The organism is Steroidobacter flavus, assembly GCF_042651805.1.
Taxonomy (GTDB): domain Bacteria; phylum Pseudomonadota; class Gammaproteobacteria; order Steroidobacterales; family Steroidobacteraceae; genus Steroidobacter; species Steroidobacter flavus.
The window spans coordinates 1-21,522 of sequence record NZ_JBHSDU010000005.1 but is presented as its reverse complement, the minus strand read 5'-3'; the positions used below and the strand labels follow the sequence as shown (position 1 = coordinate 21,522).

Genomic DNA, 21,522 nt, shown 5'->3' with positions numbered 1-21,522 from the left:
GGTCCGAACTTGGGAAGTAGCGCCTCCCTCAAACGCTCCATTGCATCCCATTCTCGGCCTCGTTAGTAGGCTGCTGTCATCGTAATGAAGCCATCTTTGCCCATCGCGTCAACCTACAGCGAGTTCAAAGTTCCTGAGCCACGCCCGTCCCATGATCTCGCACACGCTCACGGAGTCGTAGCCCCGTGACAGCAATTCATGTGTGAAGTTAGGCAACTTTCGGATTGATTCCAGACGAGCAGGGTATTTCTGTGTGTAGAAGGCCTCCGGCGTGCCAAAGATATCCGGGCGCAGAGTTCGCCACTTGGGTGGCTTCAGGGTAACTTTCCCGTCCCTCTGTGCGTCCTGAAAACCTTCGGTGAAATCCAAACCGAGACCGGTGTGCTGGACTCCAATCCGTCGCACCCAATGGTCGGCATGTTCCACCATGTGCTCGATACTCGAATCACATGGTGCAACTGCTCGCACAAGCCCAGTGACCCCCATCACCCCCCCCTTCTCAGCAATAATTAGAGCCGACTCATCCTTAGTATTTCGGTCGTTGGGATTTACGGCATATGCATTTGAATGAGTGCATACCGGATGCTTGGCCATCGTTGCCCCTTCAAATCTCGAGCGATGCCCTGTATGCGCCAGATCGAGAAGCATCGGTAACTCATTGACAGCGTCGATGAACTCTTTGCCCAGAAAGGTCAATCCTGCATCCCTGATTTCTCCGCACCCATCAGCAAACAATGTCGCCCCGGTGTAAGTGAGTCCAATATAGCGCACACCAAGCTTGTGCAAGATGCGCACGCGAGACAAATGCCTGTCGATAAAGTCGGAGCCCTGCGTTCCGAGAATGACAGCCACCTTTCCATTCTTCTTCGCCTCACGGACTTCTGCCGCTGTCTCTGCGAATACGAGATTGCCATTCTTATCAATCTTGGTGCGAGCTTGATCGATGTTCTCAAGCACTTCGTCCCAACTCTGGCCCTCCCACGCGACCGTCAAGTTCGTCGCCGTGACCCCTCCTTCAAGGACTCGCTCATCGTATGGGGGGTCAAGAATGTATGAAAGGCTCAGGCAGTCGAAGATGATCATCTCTCTGTGCAAACGCATCGCCTCGGGCGAGGCGTATATCTCATCGCGGATGAGGGTATCTGAGTCCATTTGATCTAACTGCGCCTCGCTTCGCTGGTGTACTGAGCTCGAAGCCGTACAATTTCGTGATTGATGTGCCACTTGAGATCGTGCAGAGGTAGCGCGCCCGGCCCCAGAACGGCTTCATGGAAATCTTTGAGCGAAAACCGCGCCCCCAGCGCGTCTTTCATTTGCTCGCGAAGGGATACAATCTCCGTATCGCCCAACTTGTACGCCAGCGCCTGCGCCGGCCGATCGCATGAATAGCGTAACGACTCAGTGAGAATCTCTGCCTCACTCAGACCGCTGTGGTCACGAAGATAGCTCTGCCCCCGCTCGAGTGACCAGCCCAAGACATTCATCCCTGTGTCAACGACCAGTCGACTAGTAAGGAAGGCGTCGAACATCAGGCGACCATAGCGTTCCTCTGGCTCTTCGTATAGACCAAGCTCCGCCGATAGATTCGCTGCGGCATACTCGGCCCACCCCTCATTATATGCATTTACGAAACCATACTTTCGAAGCGGATGTAATGACTCGTTCTCTTGCTGAGTCGCACAGTGAAGGTGATGCCCTGGCATCAATTCGTGATATGTGAGGGCAGCCACTGTGAACAGCGCCTGCTTGGTGAGATTCTCAGCATTGAAGAGATAGAGCCCCTCCGCTCGATTTCGCCGCGGCGGATCGGAGAAACCAAACGTGTAGGACTTCTGGAGTGCCTCGGGCAACGGCGCCACAGCGTAGGGCGCTTTAGGAAGCGTCCGAAAATGCTGCGAGAGGTGAGGTTTAGCGCGATCCATATAGCGCTGAAAGAACCTGGTCACCCCCTCTATGGTGTGGGCACGCCAACGGGATGCTTGGTTGAGATGCCCGAGAAATGCTGTGGCATCGCCTTTGAACTTCAGATCGCCTCGGATCACGCGCATTGCATCCTCAATTTCCGTCAAGCGCGCATGCCCCCGTGCATGAACTTCCTCAGGCGTCAGTTCCAGGGTGGTGTGGATCTTGACCAATTCCGCATAGACATCCGCCCCTCCTAGGTATTGCCCGATTCCGACGCTTTCTGGGGCAAGTTCGAAATAACCTTCACCGAGCTCAGCCAGTGCACGATCGAAGGCGGGCGCGACATGGGCGGCGATGCGCCTACGAAGCTCCACCAGAAACTTCCGTGTAGCCCCCCCGCTCAGGCGCTCCTCGGAAACGTCCAGCGCGATGCACGCACTCGACTTCAGCGCTTGCAGCAGCGCTCGCGCCTGAAAGATCTGAACCTTGGGCATACGGATGCCCCGCGCAGCCTGACCGGCGGTTCGATCGGCCATCTGATGCATCATGCTTGCGTACTCCGCTACCAACTCAAGGTAGTGATCAGCATCTCCGGACTTCTCCAATGTGAAAGACCTAAGCTGAGTATGCAATAGGTTCAGAAGGAATCCCCCGCAGTAAGCAGTGGGTAGAAATAGACAGAAAAATCCGGTAAGCCCCGTCGGCTCGACAACCAACCAGTACCACTCAGCCTCGCGAACCCACACACGAGCGTTGAACTGAACAAGTCTCAAGGTCAAAGCCCAATCATGAGGTAGTGTTTGCCATTCTATGCCCTCAAGACGCTTGAGCAATGATCGTCCAAGCTCACTGCGACGCTCGGCTTCGACGAGAGAAAGATCCGGCAATCTCGTCAGAGGGGCGCCCATCTGGGCTTGCACATAGGCTCGGCGCTGCAGTTCACCCCACGCATCGTCGGCGATCTGCTGCGCCAAATTGAGCGACGTTCCCTCGATCATGACTATCGCGCGGGCTGACGGCACGATACAGCCGCCAGATACCCGACTTCGCCCCCTGTGTCTAAGGCTTTCCTGACCATTGCACTAGCTCAAAGATGTTGTCTTCTGGATCTCGCCCATAGACTGCTTCGGCACCGCCGAAGGACTGCGGCGGACAATGGAACCGCACGCCCGCCTCCTTCAGCCGCTGATAATCCGATTGGATATCTTCAACCTCGAAGCACAAGTGAGTGATGCGGGGAATGTTTACTGGCAGCATCGGCTGTAAAGACTTGCCCGCAGGGTGCTCGAACTCCCACAGCTCCAAGCGCATGCTGCCTATTCCAAGCATCGCACTCCTTGCTTTGACGTTCTGCAATCCGAGAAGCGCGTCGTATGTCGCCTCGCCTTCCGTCTGAGACTCACTCAACAGCTCCATACCAATCAAGTCGCGATAGAAGTGAATACACCGCTCCAGATCCGCGGTTGACATTCCTACGTGATGAACCGCCTTAACCACAGTTCTCAGAGCCACTAATAGCGCCCCCTCCCACTACACTCACATTGCCGCGGAACGAGCCGCTACAGGTTACCCTACCACCATCGACGATCATCTTTTCGCCGTTAATCTGGCGAGAATCAGCAGACACGAGGAACGCAACGGCCGCTGCGACATCTTCCGGGAGAACGAGTTCTCCCCCCGGTACGGTGCTTTTAATTTCTTCAACAACCGCCTCAGATGTGAGCCCACGAGAACGAGCAATGCCACTGACCACATCGCGTAACAATGGCGTCAGTACTGCTCCCGGGTGAACGGAGTTGCACCGTATGTTCAAACGTTCCTGAGCACAGTACTGAGCTACAGACTGTGTCAGATGACCAACCGCTGCCTTGCTCGCCCCGTATGCCGTGGCTGATGAATTCGCTAAGATTCCGCCGATCGACGAGATATTGACTATGGAACCGCCACCCGCTCTTCTCATAGCGGGAATCGCGGCACGACATCCTAGGAACACACCCTCTGTGTTAACCGCAAATATCTTGCGCCAATCTTCCAGGCGTGTGTTCTCCGGCGTAGAAGCATCCATTGGTCCCGCGATCCCGGCACTGTTCACTAGAACATTCAATTGACCAAAACGGGTCTCGATCTCGGATATAACCTGCCGCCATTGCTCTTCATCACACACGTTCTGCTCAAGGAATGTAAAGCTCCCCTGCGCAGCCGTCTCCCGTCCTAAATCGCCTTGAACATCGGAAATAATGACGCGGGCCCCATCGGCGGCCAGGCGCTGCGCAATAGCTTTTCCCAGCCCCGAAGCACCTCCGGTGACTAAGCCTGTTACATTCTTTAATCTTGTCATCGATCCTACTCCACCCCGAGTTCAGCTGTTTCGTCACTTCAAATATACTTACAACCTGAATTCGGTTGAGCGTGGTCCCGACTGTTGCTCTGATTAGAGTCTGCCATGCATTAGAGTCGGGATTCTCCCGTGGACGCTCTCTGCTCGACATCGTTCACGCATAGGTTTCATCAATCACCGCAATTTCCGTGTTGACCGTTGCAGTTTGTCCCGCGGGTAAGAGAATTTGAACCAGTCTGCCGCCAACCGGAGCCTCCATTTCCTGCGTGGCCTTTGCAGTTTCAATCTCCACCAAAGGCTCCCCCTTCTCTATGGTATCGCCAATGGTCTTTAGCCAACGCACGATCATGCCTTCCTCAATCCCCATTCCCCATTTAGGCAGCACGACCTTTGTAGCCATGAAAGTTCCTTACACTCTCAACCAATATGGATCAGAGAAGCTTCTTCACTGCGGCAATAATATCAACATTCGTGGGATAGAGAGCGGCCTCAAGCGCCGGGCTGAACGGAACATGCACGTCCGGCGCACAGAGGCGTAGGATTGGCTGCTTCAAACTATCAAACGCCACCTCGCAAACTCCCGCCGCGATCTCCGCGCTGACGTTGCACATGCGATGTGCATTCTCCACCAACAGCAAGCGACCCGTCTTTGCCACTGAACTCACAATTGTCTCAAGATCGAGAGGCTTTAGCGTGCGAGGATCGATGACTTCAATGGATATCCCTTCTTTAGAGAGAACTTTCTCGGCCTCTAGCACTGGGCGCATCGCTCCGGCGATCGCGACTACCGTGACATCCGTGCCGACTTTCTTCACATCGGCCTTCCCAATTGGTATCAAGTAGTTTGGATCAGTGGGCACATCACCTTTCGTGGCCCACAGCTTGGCATCTTCAAAGATCATCACTGGATCATCATCTCTTACAGCAGATTTCATCAGCCCCTTAATGTCTCCAGGGCTGGCGGCACAGACGATTTTCAACCCTGGCGTGTTCATAAATGCAGGATAGGGACGGTCCGAATGCTGAGCGGCGATTGACATTCCGTAGTACATGCAACATCGGAACACGATCGGCACTTGTATCTGGCCGCCAGTCATGTAACGCAACTTCGCAGCTTGATTGATGATTGGATCGGACGCCAAGTACATGAAACTGGCGATACTCAGATCGACAATGGGGCGCAGCCCTGTGATAGCTGCACCGACCCCGACCCCGGTGAAACTGGTCTCAGAAATCGGAACATTCCATACGCGCGTCGAATCAAACCGCCCAACGATCTTCCCGCCACCATAAACTTCGATGTCCTCGCCCATTAAGATGACGCGCTCATCTCGCTCAAGCTCTTCTATCTGAGCTTGGACGATGGCATCTAGGTAGCTCATTCGAACTAGAGTTTGGCGGGGCGCATCCTGCTCACCTCTCCCATCGTTCTCTCGTTTGTCTGCCGACTGATGCACTGAACTGGCACTCATGTATTTCATTCGTTTCACTAACGCGCAGTCGCCGCATACAGATGGTCACATAAGCTCGCCGGATCCGGCAGCGCACTTTCCTCGGCGAACCTGATCGCCTCATCCACTGCGCTGCTGGCCTCGGCCTCCAGCGACCGAAGATCCGACTCATCGAATCCCATGCTTAGAAGCAGATCGCGGAACAGCTTTACCGGATCGCGATTGAGCCGATAGTGTTCAACCTCCTCTTGTGAACGATATGGCGTTGGCACGAACAATCCCACGTTGTGCTCGTCAAACCGATATGTCTTCGCCTCGACGAGAGTCGGTCCACCACCAGATCGGGCACGGGATGCGGCCTCGCTCGCAACCTCATACACGGCGCAGACGTCTTGCCCATCCACTGCGACGCCAGGCATGCCGTAAGCGTCGGCTCGCTTCACAATGTCTGGCTGTGCATGGCTCCGCGCTACAGAAGTTCTGATCGCATATCCATTATTCTCACAGAAATAGATCACAGGCAGCTTCCAGAGTGACGCCATATTCAATGACTCATGAAAAGTTCCTTGATTCACGGCGCCATCTCCAAAGAAGCAGATCGTTACCTGGTCGGATCGGCGCACTTTGGCACTCAAGGCGCAACCGGTGGCGAGCGGAATGCCGCCCCCGACGATCGCCGATTCGCCGATTATTCCAACACTCTTGTCAGCAAGATGCATGGAACCCCCGCGGCCTTTGCAAATGCCCGTTACCTTACCCATCAGTTCCGCCATCAACGCCCTCAAGTCAGCGCCTTTGCCAATAGGATGTCCGTGTGAGCGATGCGTCCCTGTTACTGCATCAGCATCACGGAGCGCCATGCAAGCACCTACGATCGCGCCCTCATGACCAATGCTCGCGTGAAACGCACCGGGAATTTTTCCAGCCTTGAATAGACGCGTCCCCTCCTCTTCGAACTTTCGTATCCGGAGCATCCGTCGAAATGCCTCTCGATGCTGCGTTCTTGTTAATGGCATTTGTTCCCCGCTCATTGGCCACCGCGCACAGCAATCCGACTTCCTGGCGTGATCTCTCCCTGAAGGCCGGGATCGACGCTGACGCGAGCCGAGTCATCTATAGTCAAAGTACTTACAGCATTCAAATCCGAGCGCAGTGATCTCGCTGCTAAGAAGAGCGCGGCCGCCATGATTGGAATAAAGCTAACCGGCACTAATAGCGCGTATCTCAACGCTTCAACACCAAACGCCGGCGCGAGGAGGTCACTCAGCAATCCGACTGAGAACGGACCGAGCCCAAAGCCCAGCACGGAGGTGAGAAATATGGCTACCGCCCCCGCTGTTGCCCTAATGCGTGGCCGCACCACGCTGTACACGGCAGCTATGACGGGTGCATTTGATACTGACCACAGTAACGCAGTTAAAAAAAGGAGCGACACTGACGTTGAAACCGAGGCAGAGAACAACGCTCCAAACGCAGGGGGAACGGCGCACAGTGTTGTGGTGGCACCGACGAGTAGCGGAAGACTGAGATTACGACGCGTCAATTTGTTGGCAAACAAGCCCCCGAGTAGCAGACCAATACCCGCCCCTACTCCAAGGGCGATACCCAAGCGGAGCCCAACCTCTGACAGGCTGACAGCAAACTCTCGGGCGTAGTAGGAGGGCAACCATTGATTCAGACCATACTGAACAAACCCATTCACGACATCGAAGAGCACCAAAAACCGATAGGTCGCGCACTGCCAGAGGATACGGAAAGTCTCACGCAACGAAGGGGCGCCGTCATCCGTCACGGCTTCAAAGCATCCCCGTGCCGGCTCGCGCACGGAGAAGCGAAGAAATATGGCTAACGCAACACCTGGAAGCCCGAGAACCACAAAGGTCATTCGCCAGCCTATGACCTCAGCCAGCCAGCCAGCTAACGCCATTCCGATCATCGTCCCAACATAGATCCCAAGGCTGTGAAGAGCGAATGCGGCTGAACGCCCTTTTAGCGGAACATAGTCACAGATCATCGACTGGGCCGGGGGCAAACCGCCTGCTTCTCCGGCCCCCACTCCAACGCGCGCGAGAAACAGTTGCAAGAAATTTTGAGCTCCGCCGCACAGCGCAGTCATCGAACTCCAGACGACTAGCGCGCCGGCGACAATGTTCCTTCGATTTCCCCGATCAGCCAACCTGGCCACCGGTACCCCGCACAGTGCGTAGAACACCGCGAACGCGAGTCCCACCAATAATCCGAGCTGCGTGTCGGACAGGTGCAGATCACGCCTCACGAATGGCGACAAGATGGCCAGTGCCATCCGATCCATATAGTTGAAAACGTTAACTAGAGATAACAAGCCGATTACGTACCAAACGTATCGAACTGAGGGAGATCTCTCAGTATTCGGGACGCGCAATAGATGCTTAGATCCGAAATGTTGCGATCTGATTGCTTCATTGGCTGCCGCCCCGCTTTCACGGGATCCGCGGACACCATCAGCAACCTTGCTCGTCTCAGTCATGAGACGACCTGTATCCGCCGTATCCTCGTTAGGCATGACTGAACCAGATCCTCTGACGGCGCAGATAACTCTCCATACCGGTTAACCCGCCCTCGCAACCTATCCCGGATTGACGAGCAGGTTCGTGGGACGCGGCGTATCCCGCCCCTTCGCCAGTGCATACCCCGGTATTGACTCGCACTGACGATCGAAGGCTCTTTACCATCCTCATACCCCGAGATAGATCGCAGGTCCAAACATAGGCAGCAAGACCATACTGCGTGCCATTTGCAATTTCGATCGCCTCAACTTCGTCGTCAAATGACATTACGGAGAGCACCGGCCCGAAAATCTCTTCCTGCGCAAGTCTCGAGGACGGGACTACGGAACCAAATACGGTCGGTTCGATAAAATATCCACCGGTTTCCTCCAGCAACCTGCGTCCACCTTTTACTAGCTTCGCACCGTCCGAACGCGCACCCTCAATAAATTCCATGACACGAGAGCATTGCTTCGCCGAAGCAAGGGGACCAAATGTGGTATTGGGATCCAAGGCATCGCCCACCTTGATCTGATCAATCCGCACAAGAATCATTTCCAACAGCTTCGATTCGATTGATCGCTGAACAACTAGTCTCGAGCCGACACTGCAGATCTGTCCCTGATTTGTCACGAGCATCGTCGCTACATTATCCGCCACCGATTGTAAGTTCACGCCGTCATCAAAAACGATGTGTGCGGACTTTCCACCGCATTCGGCCATGACTAGCTTCATGTTTGATTGGCCGGCGAACTGCAGCACAAGCTTTCCAACTTCTGTTGAACCTGTGAATGTCACCATGTCCACGTCGCTATGCAAGGCAAGCGCTCTGCCTACAATTTCGCCCAGCCCAGGAACAACGTTCAATACCCCGAGAGGTAGCCCCGCCTCAATCCCCACTTCCGCGAGCCGAATGGCAGAGCGCGTCGATAGCTCCGAAGGCTTCAGGACCACCGAATTTCCGGCCGCAAGAGCCGGGGCCAGCTTGAGCACAGAAGCATACGTCGGGAAGTTCCATGGCACTATCGCCGCAACTACGCCACGCGGCACAAACCGCTGTGCCACAAAGCTGGCTTTGTCACACGTGTACACATCGCCGACCGACTTATCCAGGCCCTCAGCATAGAAGCCCATTAGCTCGGACGCCGCTTGAGCGTTGGCAAACCTCTCGCTGATCGGCTTCCCCATCTCCTCGGCATCCAGAGCGTCAAACGCTCTGCTCTCTAACGCAATCAAGTCCGCAAAGCAGTGCAATATCTTCTTGCGAAGCGAGGGCGGCGCTGCACTCCACCCACCCGATTCGAAAGCACGTCGCGCGGAACTTACTGCAGCATCAACGTCGCCCAGACACCCCGCAGGGATCACAAAGTTTCGCTGGCCGTTCGATGGATTGACTACGTCTGCTGTGTTTCTGCTCCCAGACGCCGTCAACGCCCCGTCCACGAACGGCGCAACCTCTGATCTATCGCAACGGCTGTTTAGCTTCATCGAGCGCCCTGAAATTAATTTGGCTTGCGGACAGGTATCATTTTTCTGTAGGTATCTCAAAACGGTGAGCGCTCGTAACCCTTAGAATCGATACTCCAGCTGCGCACCAACGGTCCTCGGGCGCACTCGTATGCCCCAGTTCGAATAATTGTCTAACTTTGCGGGGGAGCCGTTCTCGTCTGTCAGGTTGTCAACGAACAAGGTGACCGTCCAATCATTCGGCGCATTAATCGAAAAACTCACACGTGCCATCGTCATTGAATCGCTTGGTGTGACAGTCCTGACGCCCCCCACAATACCTCGGGACTCTACTGCAGATGTATAGTTCGCCGAGGCCGATACTATTCCTTCGAAACTATTCCTTCCGAGTGGAAATGCATAGTCGGCAGACAAGCCAAGGGTGTACTCGGGCGAATAGGTGAGACGATCTCCCTTATCGAACAAGGCAACTCCGCCGGAGACCATCTCGCTATCCATCGTTAGGTCATTCCACGTTGCATTCACCCCTACATCGAATCCATCGAACGGCCTTGTCGTCAATCCAATGTCGAAGCCTATGCCGCTTGCGGACTCACCATTCACCAGAGCCGATAGATCTCGGAAGGTCGTTCCCACTGGAACTCGAACCACAATTGGCTGTTGAACGTCCTGCCAATCGATGTAGTAGGCCGCTGCATCGAAACTAAAGAGACCACCAAGCAGATTTCCTTTCGTTCCAATTTCATAGTTCGACAGGCGATCCGGCTTGGCAGACGGCACAGGCGCAACGGCTAGAATGCCGGGATCCTGAATTACACCACTGCGGAATCCCTCAGAGTATGAAGCGTATACCGTCATTTGCTTGCTCGGATGCCAAGTAAAGGCTAGTCGGGGAGTAGTTGCATCAAATGAGTCCTCACTGTTGACCAACTCCTCTGGAGGCACTCCCGTAAGCCGAGACTGTTCCTCAAGCCTTACGTTGTCCTCAAAGTAGCGTAGTCCCGCGGTTATCTCCACGTCACCATCATGAAGCGCTCTCGTCACCTCACCGAACACTGCCTTGGATCTTGAGGTGTTCGTCAGTCTTCCTGGCGCCAAGTAGATGCCGTTGATGAAATAGTATTGGCGATCGTCTAACTCACGGTAGATAACACCTGCAGACCAACGCCAGGGGCCGTTGAGCTTCGAACTAAGAATAACCTCTTGCGCAACGGACTCGGCCTGAAGGTCATATTCAATTCGGAACGGCGGATCCACGGGAATCCCCAGATCCAGAAAGCTATGATTCACATAGTCGATGTAGCTCGTTACGCTTGTCAGCGAGAACATGCCAAATTCGTAACCGACTTTGAATCCGTACGCGTCATAGTCAGTTGAGATTGGCTCGTCTCCGAGAGAGGAGCTTGTCCTACTCTCATAGCTAATGGACGGTGCACCGCGATCGGATCGAGAGAGCCATGCCGACGCACCGATTGATAGCTCCTCAGTTGGTTGCGCGTTGATCTTGAGACGAGCATTTCTGAGTTGCGCGTCGTTGGCGTCATCGTGGGTCGGCTTATCGATCCAACCCGCCAAGTCCTGATATCCAAGGACCGCACGGGCTGCGAGCTTTCCTTCGATAAGAGGCGCGTTCAGCGCCACGTCACCTCGGTAGTTCCACCCACCGTCCTCGGTGTTTGACGTTGAAACTCGGGCCTTCGCTGCGAATTGTTTGAGGTCCGCATCCCTAGTCAAGACTCGGACAACGCCATTCAAGGCGCTGGCGCCGTAGAGCGTACCTTGCGGTCCACGTAAGACCTCTATCCGCTCTAAGTCGTACACATTAGGATCTGGTCCAATCGCGTGCGTTGAAAAGCCGAAGGGAACCCAGTCAAGGTAATACGCCGTCGGGCTAGCACCGTTGAATACGGCCAACGGAGCAGCCACTCCTCGTACTACAACCTGCGATCCTCCGCCTGCGATCGTTTCATTAATTGACACACCGGGAACACGGCTAAGAACGTCGGTAAGATCCTCAACTGTTGCACTGTCAAGATCTTCGCCATTCAACACAGAGATCGAGATCGGGACATCTTGAAGCAGTTGCTCACGCCATTGCGCCGTGACAACTACCTCCTCCAGGGTGCTTCTCTGCTGCTTATTGGCTCCCATCACACCAGCGCTAACGTCCGTTGGGGTGACTGCGGCCTGGCTTTGTGCGTGCGCAGGAAGAGAGAGAGCGGCTGCAACCAATGTGAACAGCCCGCGATTTATAGTTCTCATGCGTGGCCCTCTATAATCGTTCGTTCCAACACGATTCATTCGACTACGTTGAATAGATCGGTTCCATAGCAATGGAAACCCCCTGTATCCCATTCATTCTCGGTTCTGAATTCGCTGGCCCAAGCTCAAGCGCCGTACACGCCACGAGTTGGTCGTGCCGATTTCGCGGGTACATGCCTCAGAACAGCACGACAGTCCAGCACTTGCGGCGGCTATTGCACAAGGAAACGGCAGAGTGCCAAATCATGCGCGAGGGTGTTGCGATCGGCCGAGCACAAAGGTTGCTGCTGCGCCTTCCAGGACCGCTGGCGAACGCCATCGTGTGGCCCACGGTGTGCCGGTGCTCGGTGTCGCAAAGTCGAACGCGATCGAGCGTCGATCGTGCGGATCGAAGAACTGACGTGATTGCGCGAGCGCCGCCCCGTTGATGATTTGGAGCTCTCCGGGCAGTTGAGGGCCCCCGCGGCTCGGCCGAGGGCCTACGGCTATAACCCACGGTGGGTATCGCCACGCGGGTATCGCGCTGCTGCCCGCGGTCAAGGTCAAGTCAACGCCGAAAGTGTCTACAGGCTCGCCAAATCTCATCGGTTGTTGCTCTAACGTGAGCGGGAACCTGTGGCTCCTTTCCTGCCCTCGACGAGCGCATCGAATTGTCGGCCAAGTGCTATTTCCATAGTCGCGGCGTGAGTTCACCCGCCCTTGAGGTCGGATGCATCATCACTCGCTGTAATACATCGACGAGGTGGACATACGGAACGATGCCATTCAGCCGAGATGTAACGATCGGCCTCTGCACGATGCCACGCGCGTGGCCCGAATCGGGCCTGCAAGGCTTCAGTTCTCCCGCCCTTCGGAATGCCGCGCAGCGCGCGTCCCAGATGGTTCGTGCCGATTGGCGCGCCCGGATCGGTGAGAAGGACCTTCGATCCGAGTCGACACTCGCGCGCATTCACGCGCTCATGCGTCAACGGGCTGCTCGGCAAAATGTCGTGGTTTGGAACTGTCGGGCGGTGCGATGCCAATGAAAAGCGCACTTCGTCGTGCTCGCCACAATCGGCCAGATGTGACCTGTCTTCATCGCGCCGTGCCACCTGTGTCTAGCTTGATCGGTGTCTCGTCCATCGCAATCAGGCCGCTGGCCGAATCGAGCTACGCGTCGGGGATGGGGCGTAAGCAGGTCGATGACGTTCTACTGAGGTGCAGCAGCTCGGATTTCAGCATAACCGCGTCGCGGTCAGCTTGGGATACTCGACTAATCGCGCGAGCACGATCGGGCGGAGGGCATCGAACTTGCGATGCACCTGCACGCACGGCGTGTATCACACCGCCTCATTGTCGAGCTCTCGATCTAACTGCCCGGTCTCGATCCAGTGATACACCGTGCGCCAACTGACGCCCAGGGCGCGTGCGATCTCCGACATGGCCAGCTCTTGCCGCAAATAGTGACGTAACAGCACACGTGCTCCCGTCCGTACATGGGCCGCTCTCCGATCGTTCACGGAGCGGCAACCCTATCTGACTGTGCAATTTACGTCCGCCACCCACATGCAAATCACCCGATATCGGTTTGCCACGGTTCTCGTGAGCACACGAATGGTCACTGCGATATCCGCCAGTTCCGGAAATGAAATCTGCTTCCCCTCAGCATTTGCTTTCTCAATTCCGGGTACCAGGCACTTCGTCCAGGGTTCGCTGCCAGCGAGTAATAGACCATGAAGAACGCGTTGACCAGCACCCCGGGCAGCAGTGCGACGAAAACTGGAATCAATTTTTCGCGGAACGACCGTAGTTGCGGACGGATCCAGCGACGGTACTCATTCAGCGAATAGTAGCCTAACCCTCGACGTTGCAGCAGTTCATGAAACTCCCTCCAAGGCTCAAGACTGCAAACCTTCCGCTTTGCAGCGTCAGAGGGTGCTAATGACCAAACGAGCGCCGGCCACTTAATCATGAAGGTCTCGAACATATTTGGAGAAAACGTGTGCGAGTTTCCGATGCGATAGCTTATATATGGCCTTGCTATTACGAGTGCATCGCCAGGAAGCTGATCTTGGAAGATAACGCCAAGATGCAGAAACAGCGATCCATAGTAGGACTTCCTGTCGCGCGAGATCCAGGTCCTTCGTTTTATTACCACGCCGCCAATGTATTTTAGGAAGTCTCCCACTTCAGCGAATAGCCGATCAGTCTCCGTCCCCCTATACAGTCGATCTGATCCAAAGTTTAACCATCGTGGTTGCAATATCCTCCTCATCTCGAAATCCCTGAGTTCCGCATTCACGATGACGAGACTGGGATCTTGGCGGAGTGCATCCAGGACCGCGGCTACTGCTCCGGGCTTCAGCAAATCATCATCCGTCATCAGCCAGCAATACTGTCCAATTGCGAGATGCACCGCGCAATCACAATCGAGATCAAAACCACCGTTTTCACTCCTGCGCACGTAGCGCAGATGGCGAGAGCGCCCCACGTACTCCGATACAACTAATTCTGTATCGTCAGTCGATCCTCCGTCCAGAACCAATAACTCACACTCGTCAGTACACTGATCGAGAATGCTCCTCAGCGTCGCGCCTATAAAGTTTCTACGATTGAAAGTTGTGATGCATATCGACAGTTTCACATCACGACAGTCGGAACTCATGCAGGATACCCTCGGTAACACCGTCGCACACCGAACATGATTGGAACTAAATCTTCATATCGACATGCGACCGGATATTAAAAACTCATAGAGTTGACCACAAAGCCACACGATCGCGCGGTCTCCTTGTCCAGCGTCCTTATAGCGCATTTGGGTCACATGTAAATGGGCCCTCCACGGTTCAGCTGTATATACATTGCTATCTCCTTTGTTTGCACGTCCCGTTTGTTCCCCCCTTCGACTGGCTCAGCTAGCTGGAGAATCAAAATCATGAGCAAAGTAGCGGCGCGTGTCGCTGCGTAACAGTCCCGGATAATCCATTCTCCAAGATCTGACACGCGAGGCCGGGGAGCTCGCGTTGCCATCAGCAATCCAATAGAGCCGACGCGATGCTAGCACCGCCGCCCTGTAGATCATCCGCTCTTGCTTCGGGGATGGTAAATATCCTGTCTATCACTGATAGTTACACAGAACCTATGCGGATTCTTATCATCACCGGATCGTTCCCTCCCATGCGATGTGGCGTGGGTGACTACACGAGCCAGTTAGCGCACACTTTAGCGAGTGACGGAGAGTCGACGGTCGCGGTATTGACGAGCACGGAGGCTCGCCCTTCCAGGACGCACCCAGACCTATGCGTTCTGCCGATTGTCGACTCTTGGCAGTGGAAGGAGCTTCGAAAGATTCTTCGCGCCGTTCGTTCTTGGGGACCTGACATCATTCATATTCAGTACCCAACGTTAGGTTATGGATCTACCGCGCTCCCGTCGTTCCTCGCCCCAGTCTTGCGACTTTCTGGATTTCCGATCGTGCAAACATGGCATGAGCCAAATTCACTCAGGCTCTTTCGACGACCAATTCATTTTCTGAACTTCGTCGCTCGCGCCATCACACCAGGCGGCTTAGTTGTTGTCCGCCCAGACTTCCGAGAGCGTACGGACCGGCTGCTGCGCTGGGGAGTGCTTACTAAATCCGTGCAGCATATTCCGAATGCGTCTGCCATCCCACCGATCAACTTTGGCGTTGACGAGCGTGAGAAAATTCGATCGCGCTACGCCCCTCCAGGGACTCGTCTGGTTGCCTTCTTCGGGTTCATCTATCCCAGAAAACGCGTTGAGTTGCTCTTCGATATCGTAAACCCCGAGGACTCACATCTTGTCCTCGTCGGCGATGGGTTTCGTGAGCAAGATCTTCGGCTATATTCATCAACAATGTACCAATTGAACAAACAGTATCATGAGCGCCTTGTGCAGCTTTCAAGAAGCGAACGATGGAAGGGTAAGGTGACGATGACAGGTTTCCTTCCTCGACACGAAGCAGCATCAGTACTGGCGGTAGCCGACGCGGTGGTCCTGCCGGTCCTTGATGGCGGCGCAGGTTTCAATACTTCTATCCACGCGGCTCAGGCGCAGGGAACGTTCGTTCTCACCACCTCGACCACGCGCCATGGCTACGATGCGTCGGAGCATACGTATTTCGCTCGTGAAGACGATCTCGAAGAAATGAGAATGGCGCTCCTCGATCACCAGACCAAACGGGCTCAAGGTAGTAATGCAGTCGTGCTACGTGCTTGGCAATCTATTGCACGGTCACATTTCGAATTGTATCGGTCGCAGCTAGCTCGCACGTTGAAGGCACCGCCGCATATCGACGATCGTCCCCGGTAGTGTTAGCGCCGAAGTAGTACTGTCCCAAGAGGTGGGTCAAGATTCAATCGGTGTTGACACGGTAGCCACAGGTTTTAACCAACGGTATGAACGCGCCCTGCTCTTCTGCGATCGTGGGCGGTGACAAGATGCGAGAACAATATTCCAGTTCCACCCGCCGGGTCCGCCATCGGGTTGGTCTTGCCTGAAATGTTGCCGGGTTCACGAAGCCAATGACACCGCCGGCCGTGTTGCTTGCTCAACTGAAACGAAAGCAGATGGTGTCATTCGGACAATACACGACAACTCATCCCACATTGGCGAAGACGACTCCGACAGCGAGAAAATCTGCTCGGGTTGCGACGACGCACGGCGTGAACGCGCGTGGCGCAATGCTTTTCTCATTTGGAGCACAGGGATACGATCAGCGCTGACCATAGGTACAGGCTATTGGTAATGCCGCTTGATGTCCGCGATGCTGACATTGTTAAGCACCTCCGCACTGTCCTCGAGTTCGATCTCTCCGGCAGCCATGTCGTTGGCCTGCAACAGATAAGCCACGATGTTCAAGTACGCTTTTCTATCAAGACTCCCCGGCTCAGTTAGCGGCATCGTTGTTCGAATTCTCTCAAACATCTGTCCGACTTTCGCGCCCCTCCAGCGTGATGCAAAGGCGTCACCAATAAGCGAGGGAGCCATCCCTCTCCCACTGAGATCCCTCTCATGGCAGGCGCTGCAGTTATTGTCAAACTGCTGCTTCCCAAGGGCGACCTGTGTCACCAACTTCCTCGAATTGTCCCAGGAGCCGTCGCTGCTCCGAGTTGATCGACCCTGGGCCGGTTCAGTTTTAGCGACAGCAAGCTGCCCATGAGTCCAGGGGTGCTGCTTGCAGGTGTACGTACGCACCCCTGGACTGTCGAACGTCAGCCATACTTCCTGCGCGGGACTCAGCGGGCCAGTACCCCACGAACCATCCGTTGCCACAATTTCATGATCCATGTTGCCATTGTTCACGAACAGCACAGCGGTACTCATTGCTACGCGAGCCCGCGTAGGATTGAAGGCAAACTCGTCAATGAAGTATCGGTTTACTGAGGCAAACTGCGTGTGCTTCATGGACGTTGTCTCTATGACATTCGTCTGTACCCATTGCCCCCGAAACTCACCCTCGGTTGAGGGAGGCTGCCGCGCCGCGGCCGCCGGAATTTCCCCACCGAGCTTGAATGCCCATACGGCAGAACCCATCGGCACCGCAATGTATTGCTCCCCATCCACCTCGTAACTCACCGGGGACCCGCTGGCATCGACTGCGCCCGTCTGAAATGTCCAAAGAAGATCGCCTGTTTCGGCATCATATGACTCGACGTTTCCGTCACCCGAACTGCGAAATACGAGCCCACCTGCAGTTGCCAGGAGCGCGCCTCGCAGATAGATCGGTAGCTTTCCTCCTGTGTACACACGCTTCTTCCAAGCGATTTTCCCCGTGCGACCATCGATGGCTGCGAACTCCCCATAAGCTTTCAGATTGAACACCGTCGTATCGAAGGTGAGTTGGTACGGGTCTTGGGAGCGGCGAGGCCACGTGAGGAATGACGTCCCCTGTGCGTAGAAGAATCTCGTCTGTGGACTGTATGCCATTTGACTCACGCGGACCGAAGGAAAGGGAGCCAACACATTCTGGGCATCCTTCGATGGAGGTGGAGACGCCGGCGGCGTCCACATGCACCCCACCACAAACCCCTTAGGGATTTTCTTCTTCCTCCAATCCTCGCAATCCATCAGGATGCTCTCCCCACCCACTGGATGTGGCTGCGTCGGAGACGTTCGTTGAGAGCTCAGCTGCGGTACGCTTCGTTCTATAACCTGAAGGAGAGGCTCACCGGTACGTCTGTCCAGCTGAAACAGATATCCATCTGATCGCAGAATCCCAACGGCCTTATGACGCTTTCTGCCAATCTCCAAGTCACTGAGAACCACCGGAGTGCCGGCATCAGCCTCAAACACATCGTGGTGTACCAGCTGATAATGCCACTTGAGCTTCCCAGTTCTAAGATCGACGGCTAGAACAGAACATGTAAACAGATTGTCCCCAGGTCGCCAGTCTCCTGCAAAGGCAGGCACGGGATTTCCTGTTGTGAAATATGCAATTCCAAGTTCACGATCCACAGCCGCATTGGCCCATACTCCCCCTCCTCCGAATTTCCACGTGTTGTTGAATGACGGCCAAGTTTCGTGCCCGTCGGCCCCCGGCCCCGGAATCGTGAACACTTGCCAAAGCACTTTGCCGGTCGACGCTTCGAGCGCCGTTAGCCGCCCTCGCAGATTGGCATCTCCATTTGCCAATCCAGTTAGAACGATACCATCGACATATATAGGCGCCGTGGACACCTGCTGCTGTTGCTTTGGTTCCTCGATCCCCGTCTGTCGAACCCAAGCCAGCGTACCCGTCTTCTTGTTGAGCGCGATAACGTGTCCGTCTACCAGACCCACAAATATGAGTTCCGCGCTGACAGCCACTCCTCTAAAATTTGGAATCGCACCTGGAGCCGCCCCCTCCTCCCTAGATCTCCCTAGAGATGAGTTCATTGTCTCTGCTCTAGCATCCGGAACCGTTTTGTAACTCCAGAGCCTTGCGCCCGTTCTGGCATCAAGCGCATAGACCATGCGCCCGGCAGTGACAAACATCGTACCGTTCTCTACGATCGGAGTTACCGATGACGTACCATTCTCATCGAACACGTCCGACGTCCATGTAGCCCCCAACAGCCGCACGTTGTTTCGAGTAATTTGCGTGAGCGTGGAGTAGCGCGTGTTCCCCCAATCTCCGCCGACCGTGACCCAATCCTCCGCGGCGGGTCGGCTGAAGTCCTCCGCGTTTGAAACTAGTGGACGCGCTGCTGGTGCTACAGCGAAAGTCAGCATGGCCAATCCAACTACCACACCAACTAATGGCGTGTCCTGCACCTTGGCCGACTTGGAACACGTCGACATAGGAACTCTCGCTCAGATGACATCGGAGAGTAGTTCTACCTTCCAGCGAGGCGCTTTTCTGGAGACGAAAGCACGTGAGACCCCGAAATCCCGGAGTATCATCAGGGAAGTCATACTGATCTCCTCGGCGTCTGTCACACGAAAAGTTCGCATTCTGCAGAGTACAAATGTTATGGGATAGAGGTCTTGAAGTCCTTCGCCAATTTGCGAACCTCGAAGGCTTGAGATGAGGCATGCGGATCGGCGCCGACAGGCTCGACAGCCGTCACGGATCACGCCGTCGGTGTTAGCGCCCCGTCTTCGCATAAAGCGATGGTGATACTCGAGCGGCTAGATTGCCCCATTGCAAGGCATTGGCGTCGCAGTGCCACGACATCCCGACATGTCGCGTCATATATACTCTTTGTAGTCATCAAAACGATTGGCTGACCGGGTCGGAACGAACGCAGTCACGCGTCCATGGCGCCTTAGTGATGCGGATCTGCTCTCTTGTTGCCGTCCGTGCGCACCGTGCGGAGCACTCTACAATTCGAACGTCCGCATCAATGAGTTTGATGCCTCGGCGCGCCACTCCGATCAAATCGCCGACCATTTGATCAATTTTCTCACAGAGAACCCCGCCCACGATCCGATGAGGAGCACCACATTTCTGTATCAGTGCGAGATAACGACCCCAGGCTGCGGCAAGCGTCTTCTAAACTCCGCCGTTACTAACCACAAGCTCAAGACTGCTTGGATGCCAAGCGACACCACATATAGATGCCAGACATGCTCAATCTCCAGGCTCGATTGGAAGTAAAGCCAAAACGTTGGCACCGCAAAGGTAACGAGGCGAACGCTGGAACTGACGACCGATGGCACTGTATAGGCCATCGCCTGAAACATGCCCGAACAAACGGACACGAGCACCTGAGCAGCTAGCGCCCACGATGCGGCCCGAAGGAATTCGCTTGCCGCAGCGATCGCCTCGAGATCTGCATCGAGCAAGCCAAGTAGGAGACCAGGCTGCCACTGAATCACGACTATCGCCACAGCCATCACAGCGACAGCGAGTGCGGCGGTTTTGCGGAAGGTCTCTGTCACTCTGGCAGCGTTTCTCGCGCCAAAGTTCTGGCCCGCAATCGGTCCGGCGGCATATGCAATGGCCATTCCCGGTAGCGCCACCATTTGCAGCACTTGCGACCCCATGGCATATCCCGCCTGAGCCACGACCCCGAAGTCTCGGATGGCGTAATACACGATCGCTGTGAATAAGAAGTGCATGCCGAAATCGCAACCTGCTGGAATACCGACTCGAAGGATACGCCCCCAATGCTGATATCGAGGCCACATGAGCTCGTATTGCAATCTCATCCATCGCTGAGTTCGAGCGCAATACAACAGGCACAGAGTGAAACCTGCGAGCACAGACACAGACGTGGCCAAGCCCGCCCCTTTTACTCCCCACCCTGCGGCTTCTTCTGCAATGAAGAGAGGCGCCAGCGCCGCGTTCAGGAGCACTATAAAAATACTAAGCGCCGCCGCGTGCACTGGCTTCCCCGCCCCTCGTAACGCGGAACCCAAAACTGCCATTGGAAACGTCAAGGCATAACCGGGCAACGCCCAAGCGATGAAAGTCATACCGGCATCGAACGTCAATCGGTCCGGTGATATCAACTCCAGATATGGCCCGACGAAAGCCAGGATCACCGCGACGGCCACCAGTCCGCAGAAGAGTGCCAGTGACAGGCACTGATGCAGAACGATGCGCACATCAGCGTAGTCACGGCGACCTACGCCGTGCGCTATCAAGACAACCGTTCCGATACCAAGAACCTGACTGACGGCGATCGTAACGAAAATCACATTGCCCGCAGCATTTACGCCCGCTGTCGCCGACACACCTAGCCGCGTAACGAAGTACAGATCGACGAGCTGAAGTGCGAACTGAGCCAGCATCGAAACGGCAATCGGAAGAGCCATTACGACAATGTGCTGCCCTATAGAGCCACGGGTTAGGTCGTTCACACCGGTAGTGTCCCATCAGGCGTTGATTCCGGCGCCTCCCAATCTACAGCGTCGATTGGCAGCTGCCGGACGGCAGTGCTGCAAACCCCGAAAGCAGCCTACAGAAGAGCAGTCGCACCTTCGAAATCGCTGATGTCAGTCATTGGAGTCGTTCATAAGCAGCAGCCCAGATTCGCGTGCTGAACTTGTTAGCGGCGGCGTAAAACCGCGCGATTCTGGCGGCGAGAGGCGCTTTTTTGGCAATGGCCGATTGCCTTGATGTTCGAGGACTGACTGCGTCGCTTTG

At 55.2% G+C, this 21,522-nt stretch carries 16 protein-coding genes; 1 reads left to right on the top strand and 15 read right to left on the bottom strand.

Going from position 1 to position 21,522, the window contains the following annotated elements:
- Positions 1–108 precede the first annotated feature (108 nt).
- The 13 genes from ACFPN2_RS21175 to ACFPN2_RS21120 form a co-directional block, all read right to left on the bottom strand.
- On the bottom strand, positions 109–1,152 hold the full coding sequence (locus ACFPN2_RS21175; RefSeq protein ID WP_380600325.1) for a membrane dipeptidase: 1,044 nt from the start codon (positions 1,150–1,152) through the stop codon (positions 109–111).
- Positions 1,153–1,157: 5 nt separating this feature from the next.
- Positions 1,158–2,903 carry a DUF885 domain-containing protein gene (locus tag ACFPN2_RS21170; RefSeq protein WP_380600323.1) on the bottom strand — a complete coding sequence of 582 codons (1,746 nt, stop codon included), beginning with the start codon at positions 2,901–2,903 and terminating at the stop codon, positions 1,158–1,160.
- A 61-nt stretch (positions 2,904–2,964) separates the two neighbouring features.
- A complete protein-coding gene (locus tag ACFPN2_RS21165; RefSeq protein ID WP_380600345.1) occupies positions 2,965–3,402 on the bottom strand; it encodes a VOC family protein in 438 nt (145 codons plus the stop codon).
- On the bottom strand, positions 3,395–4,243 hold the full coding sequence (locus tag ACFPN2_RS21160) for an SDR family NAD(P)-dependent oxidoreductase (RefSeq protein WP_380600321.1): 849 nt from the start codon (positions 4,241–4,243) through the stop codon (positions 3,395–3,397). The genes ACFPN2_RS21165 and ACFPN2_RS21160 overlap by 8 nt, the downstream gene beginning before the upstream one ends.
- 154 nt (positions 4,244–4,397) lie before the next feature.
- On the bottom strand, positions 4,398–4,643 hold the full coding sequence (locus ACFPN2_RS21155; protein WP_380600319.1) for a biotin/lipoyl-containing protein: 246 nt from the start codon (positions 4,641–4,643) through the stop codon (positions 4,398–4,400).
- A 31-nt stretch (positions 4,644–4,674) separates the two neighbouring features.
- The gene (locus ACFPN2_RS21150) at positions 4,675–5,715 is read right to left on the bottom strand and encodes an alpha-ketoacid dehydrogenase subunit beta (RefSeq protein ID WP_380600317.1); all 1,041 of its coding nucleotides are present in this window, start codon (positions 5,713–5,715) and stop codon (positions 4,675–4,677) included.
- 17 nt (positions 5,716–5,732) lie between these two features.
- Positions 5,733–6,710, bottom strand: a complete 978-nt coding sequence (locus ACFPN2_RS21145; RefSeq protein ID WP_380600343.1) for a thiamine pyrophosphate-dependent dehydrogenase E1 component subunit alpha — start codon at positions 6,708–6,710, stop codon at positions 5,733–5,735.
- An 11-nt stretch (positions 6,711–6,721) separates the two neighbouring features.
- Positions 6,722–8,200, bottom strand: coding sequence for a spinster family MFS transporter (locus ACFPN2_RS21140; RefSeq protein WP_380600315.1), 1,479 nt, complete (start codon positions 8,198–8,200; stop codon positions 6,722–6,724).
- A 28-nt stretch (positions 8,201–8,228) separates the two neighbouring features.
- Positions 8,229–9,707, bottom strand: a complete 1,479-nt coding sequence (locus ACFPN2_RS21135) for an aldehyde dehydrogenase family protein (protein ID WP_380600313.1) — start codon at positions 9,705–9,707, stop codon at positions 8,229–8,231.
- 81 nt (positions 9,708–9,788) lie between these two features.
- A complete protein-coding gene (locus ACFPN2_RS21130) occupies positions 9,789–11,837 on the bottom strand; it encodes a TonB-dependent receptor (RefSeq protein ID WP_380600311.1) in 2,049 nt (682 codons plus the stop codon).
- A 775-nt stretch (positions 11,838–12,612) separates the two neighbouring features.
- On the bottom strand, positions 12,613–12,897 hold the full coding sequence (locus tag ACFPN2_RS38545) for a transposase domain-containing protein (RefSeq protein WP_465270387.1): 285 nt from the start codon (positions 12,895–12,897) through the stop codon (positions 12,613–12,615).
- Positions 12,898–13,267: 370 nt separating this feature from the next.
- A complete protein-coding gene (locus ACFPN2_RS21125; RefSeq protein ID WP_380600309.1) occupies positions 13,268–13,447 on the bottom strand; it encodes a helix-turn-helix domain-containing protein in 180 nt (59 codons plus the stop codon).
- Positions 13,448–13,545: 98 nt separating this feature from the next.
- Complete coding sequence (locus tag ACFPN2_RS21120) at positions 13,546–14,592, bottom strand: glycosyltransferase family 2 protein (protein ID WP_380600307.1); 1,047 nt, start codon at positions 14,590–14,592, stop codon at positions 13,546–13,548.
- Positions 14,593–14,981: 389 nt separating this feature from the next.
- Between ACFPN2_RS21120 and ACFPN2_RS21115 the strand changes: the two genes are divergently transcribed.
- Positions 14,982–16,259: a glycosyltransferase gene (locus ACFPN2_RS21115; protein WP_380600305.1), complete on the top strand. Its 1,278-nt coding sequence runs from the start codon at positions 14,982–14,984 to the stop codon at positions 16,257–16,259.
- Positions 16,260–16,685: 426 nt separating this feature from the next.
- Here the strand turns inward: ACFPN2_RS21115 and ACFPN2_RS21110 are convergent, their stop codons facing one another.
- Positions 16,686–19,160 (bottom strand): outer membrane protein assembly factor BamB family protein, encoded by a 2,475-nt coding sequence (locus ACFPN2_RS21110; RefSeq protein ID WP_380600303.1) that lies wholly within the window; start codon positions 19,158–19,160, stop codon positions 16,686–16,688.
- A gap of 723 nt (positions 19,161–19,883) precedes the next feature.
- Positions 19,884–21,191, bottom strand: a complete 1,308-nt coding sequence (locus ACFPN2_RS21105; protein WP_380600301.1) for an MATE family efflux transporter — start codon at positions 21,189–21,191, stop codon at positions 19,884–19,886.
- Positions 21,192–21,522: the final 331 nt, after the last annotated feature.

Coding starts and splice junctions, on each gene's coding strand:
- ACFPN2_RS21135 (WP_380600313.1), bottom strand. CDS start 9,707: ATGAAGCTAAACAGCCGTTGCGATAGATCAGAGGTTGCGCCGTTCGTG.
- ACFPN2_RS21150 (WP_380600317.1), bottom strand. CDS start 5,715: ATGAGTGCCAGTTCAGTGCATCAGTCGGCAGACAAACGAGAGAACGAT.
- ACFPN2_RS21105 (WP_380600301.1), bottom strand. CDS start 21,191: ATGGCTCTTCCGATTGCCGTTTCGATGCTGGCTCAGTTCGCACTTCAG.
- ACFPN2_RS21145 (WP_380600343.1), bottom strand. CDS start 6,710: ATGCCATTAACAAGAACGCAGCATCGAGAGGCATTTCGACGGATGCTC.
- ACFPN2_RS38545 (WP_465270387.1), bottom strand. CDS start 12,897: ATGCGCGCGAGTGTCGACTCGGATCGAAGGTCCTTCTCACCGATCCGG.
- ACFPN2_RS21160 (WP_380600321.1), bottom strand. CDS start 4,243: ATGACAAGATTAAAGAATGTAACAGGCTTAGTCACCGGAGGTGCTTCG.
- ACFPN2_RS21170 (WP_380600323.1), bottom strand. CDS start 2,903: ATGATCGAGGGAACGTCGCTCAATTTGGCGCAGCAGATCGCCGACGAT.
- ACFPN2_RS21175 (WP_380600325.1), bottom strand. CDS start 1,152: ATGGACTCAGATACCCTCATCCGCGATGAGATATACGCCTCGCCCGAG.
- ACFPN2_RS21140 (WP_380600315.1), bottom strand. CDS start 8,200: ATGACTGAGACGAGCAAGGTTGCTGATGGTGTCCGCGGATCCCGTGAA.
- ACFPN2_RS21120 (WP_380600307.1), bottom strand. CDS start 14,592: ATGAGTTCCGACTGTCGTGATGTGAAACTGTCGATATGCATCACAACT.
- ACFPN2_RS21110 (WP_380600303.1), bottom strand. CDS start 19,160: ATGCTGACTTTCGCTGTAGCACCAGCAGCGCGTCCACTAGTTTCAAAC.
- ACFPN2_RS21130 (WP_380600311.1), bottom strand. CDS start 11,837: ATGGGAGCCAATAAGCAGCAGAGAAGCACCCTGGAGGAGGTAGTTGTC.
- ACFPN2_RS21115 (WP_380600305.1), top strand. CDS start 14,982: ATGCTAGCACCGCCGCCCTGTAGATCATCCGCTCTTGCTTCGGGGATG.
- ACFPN2_RS21155 (WP_380600319.1), bottom strand. CDS start 4,643: ATGGCTACAAAGGTCGTGCTGCCTAAATGGGGAATGGGGATTGAGGAA.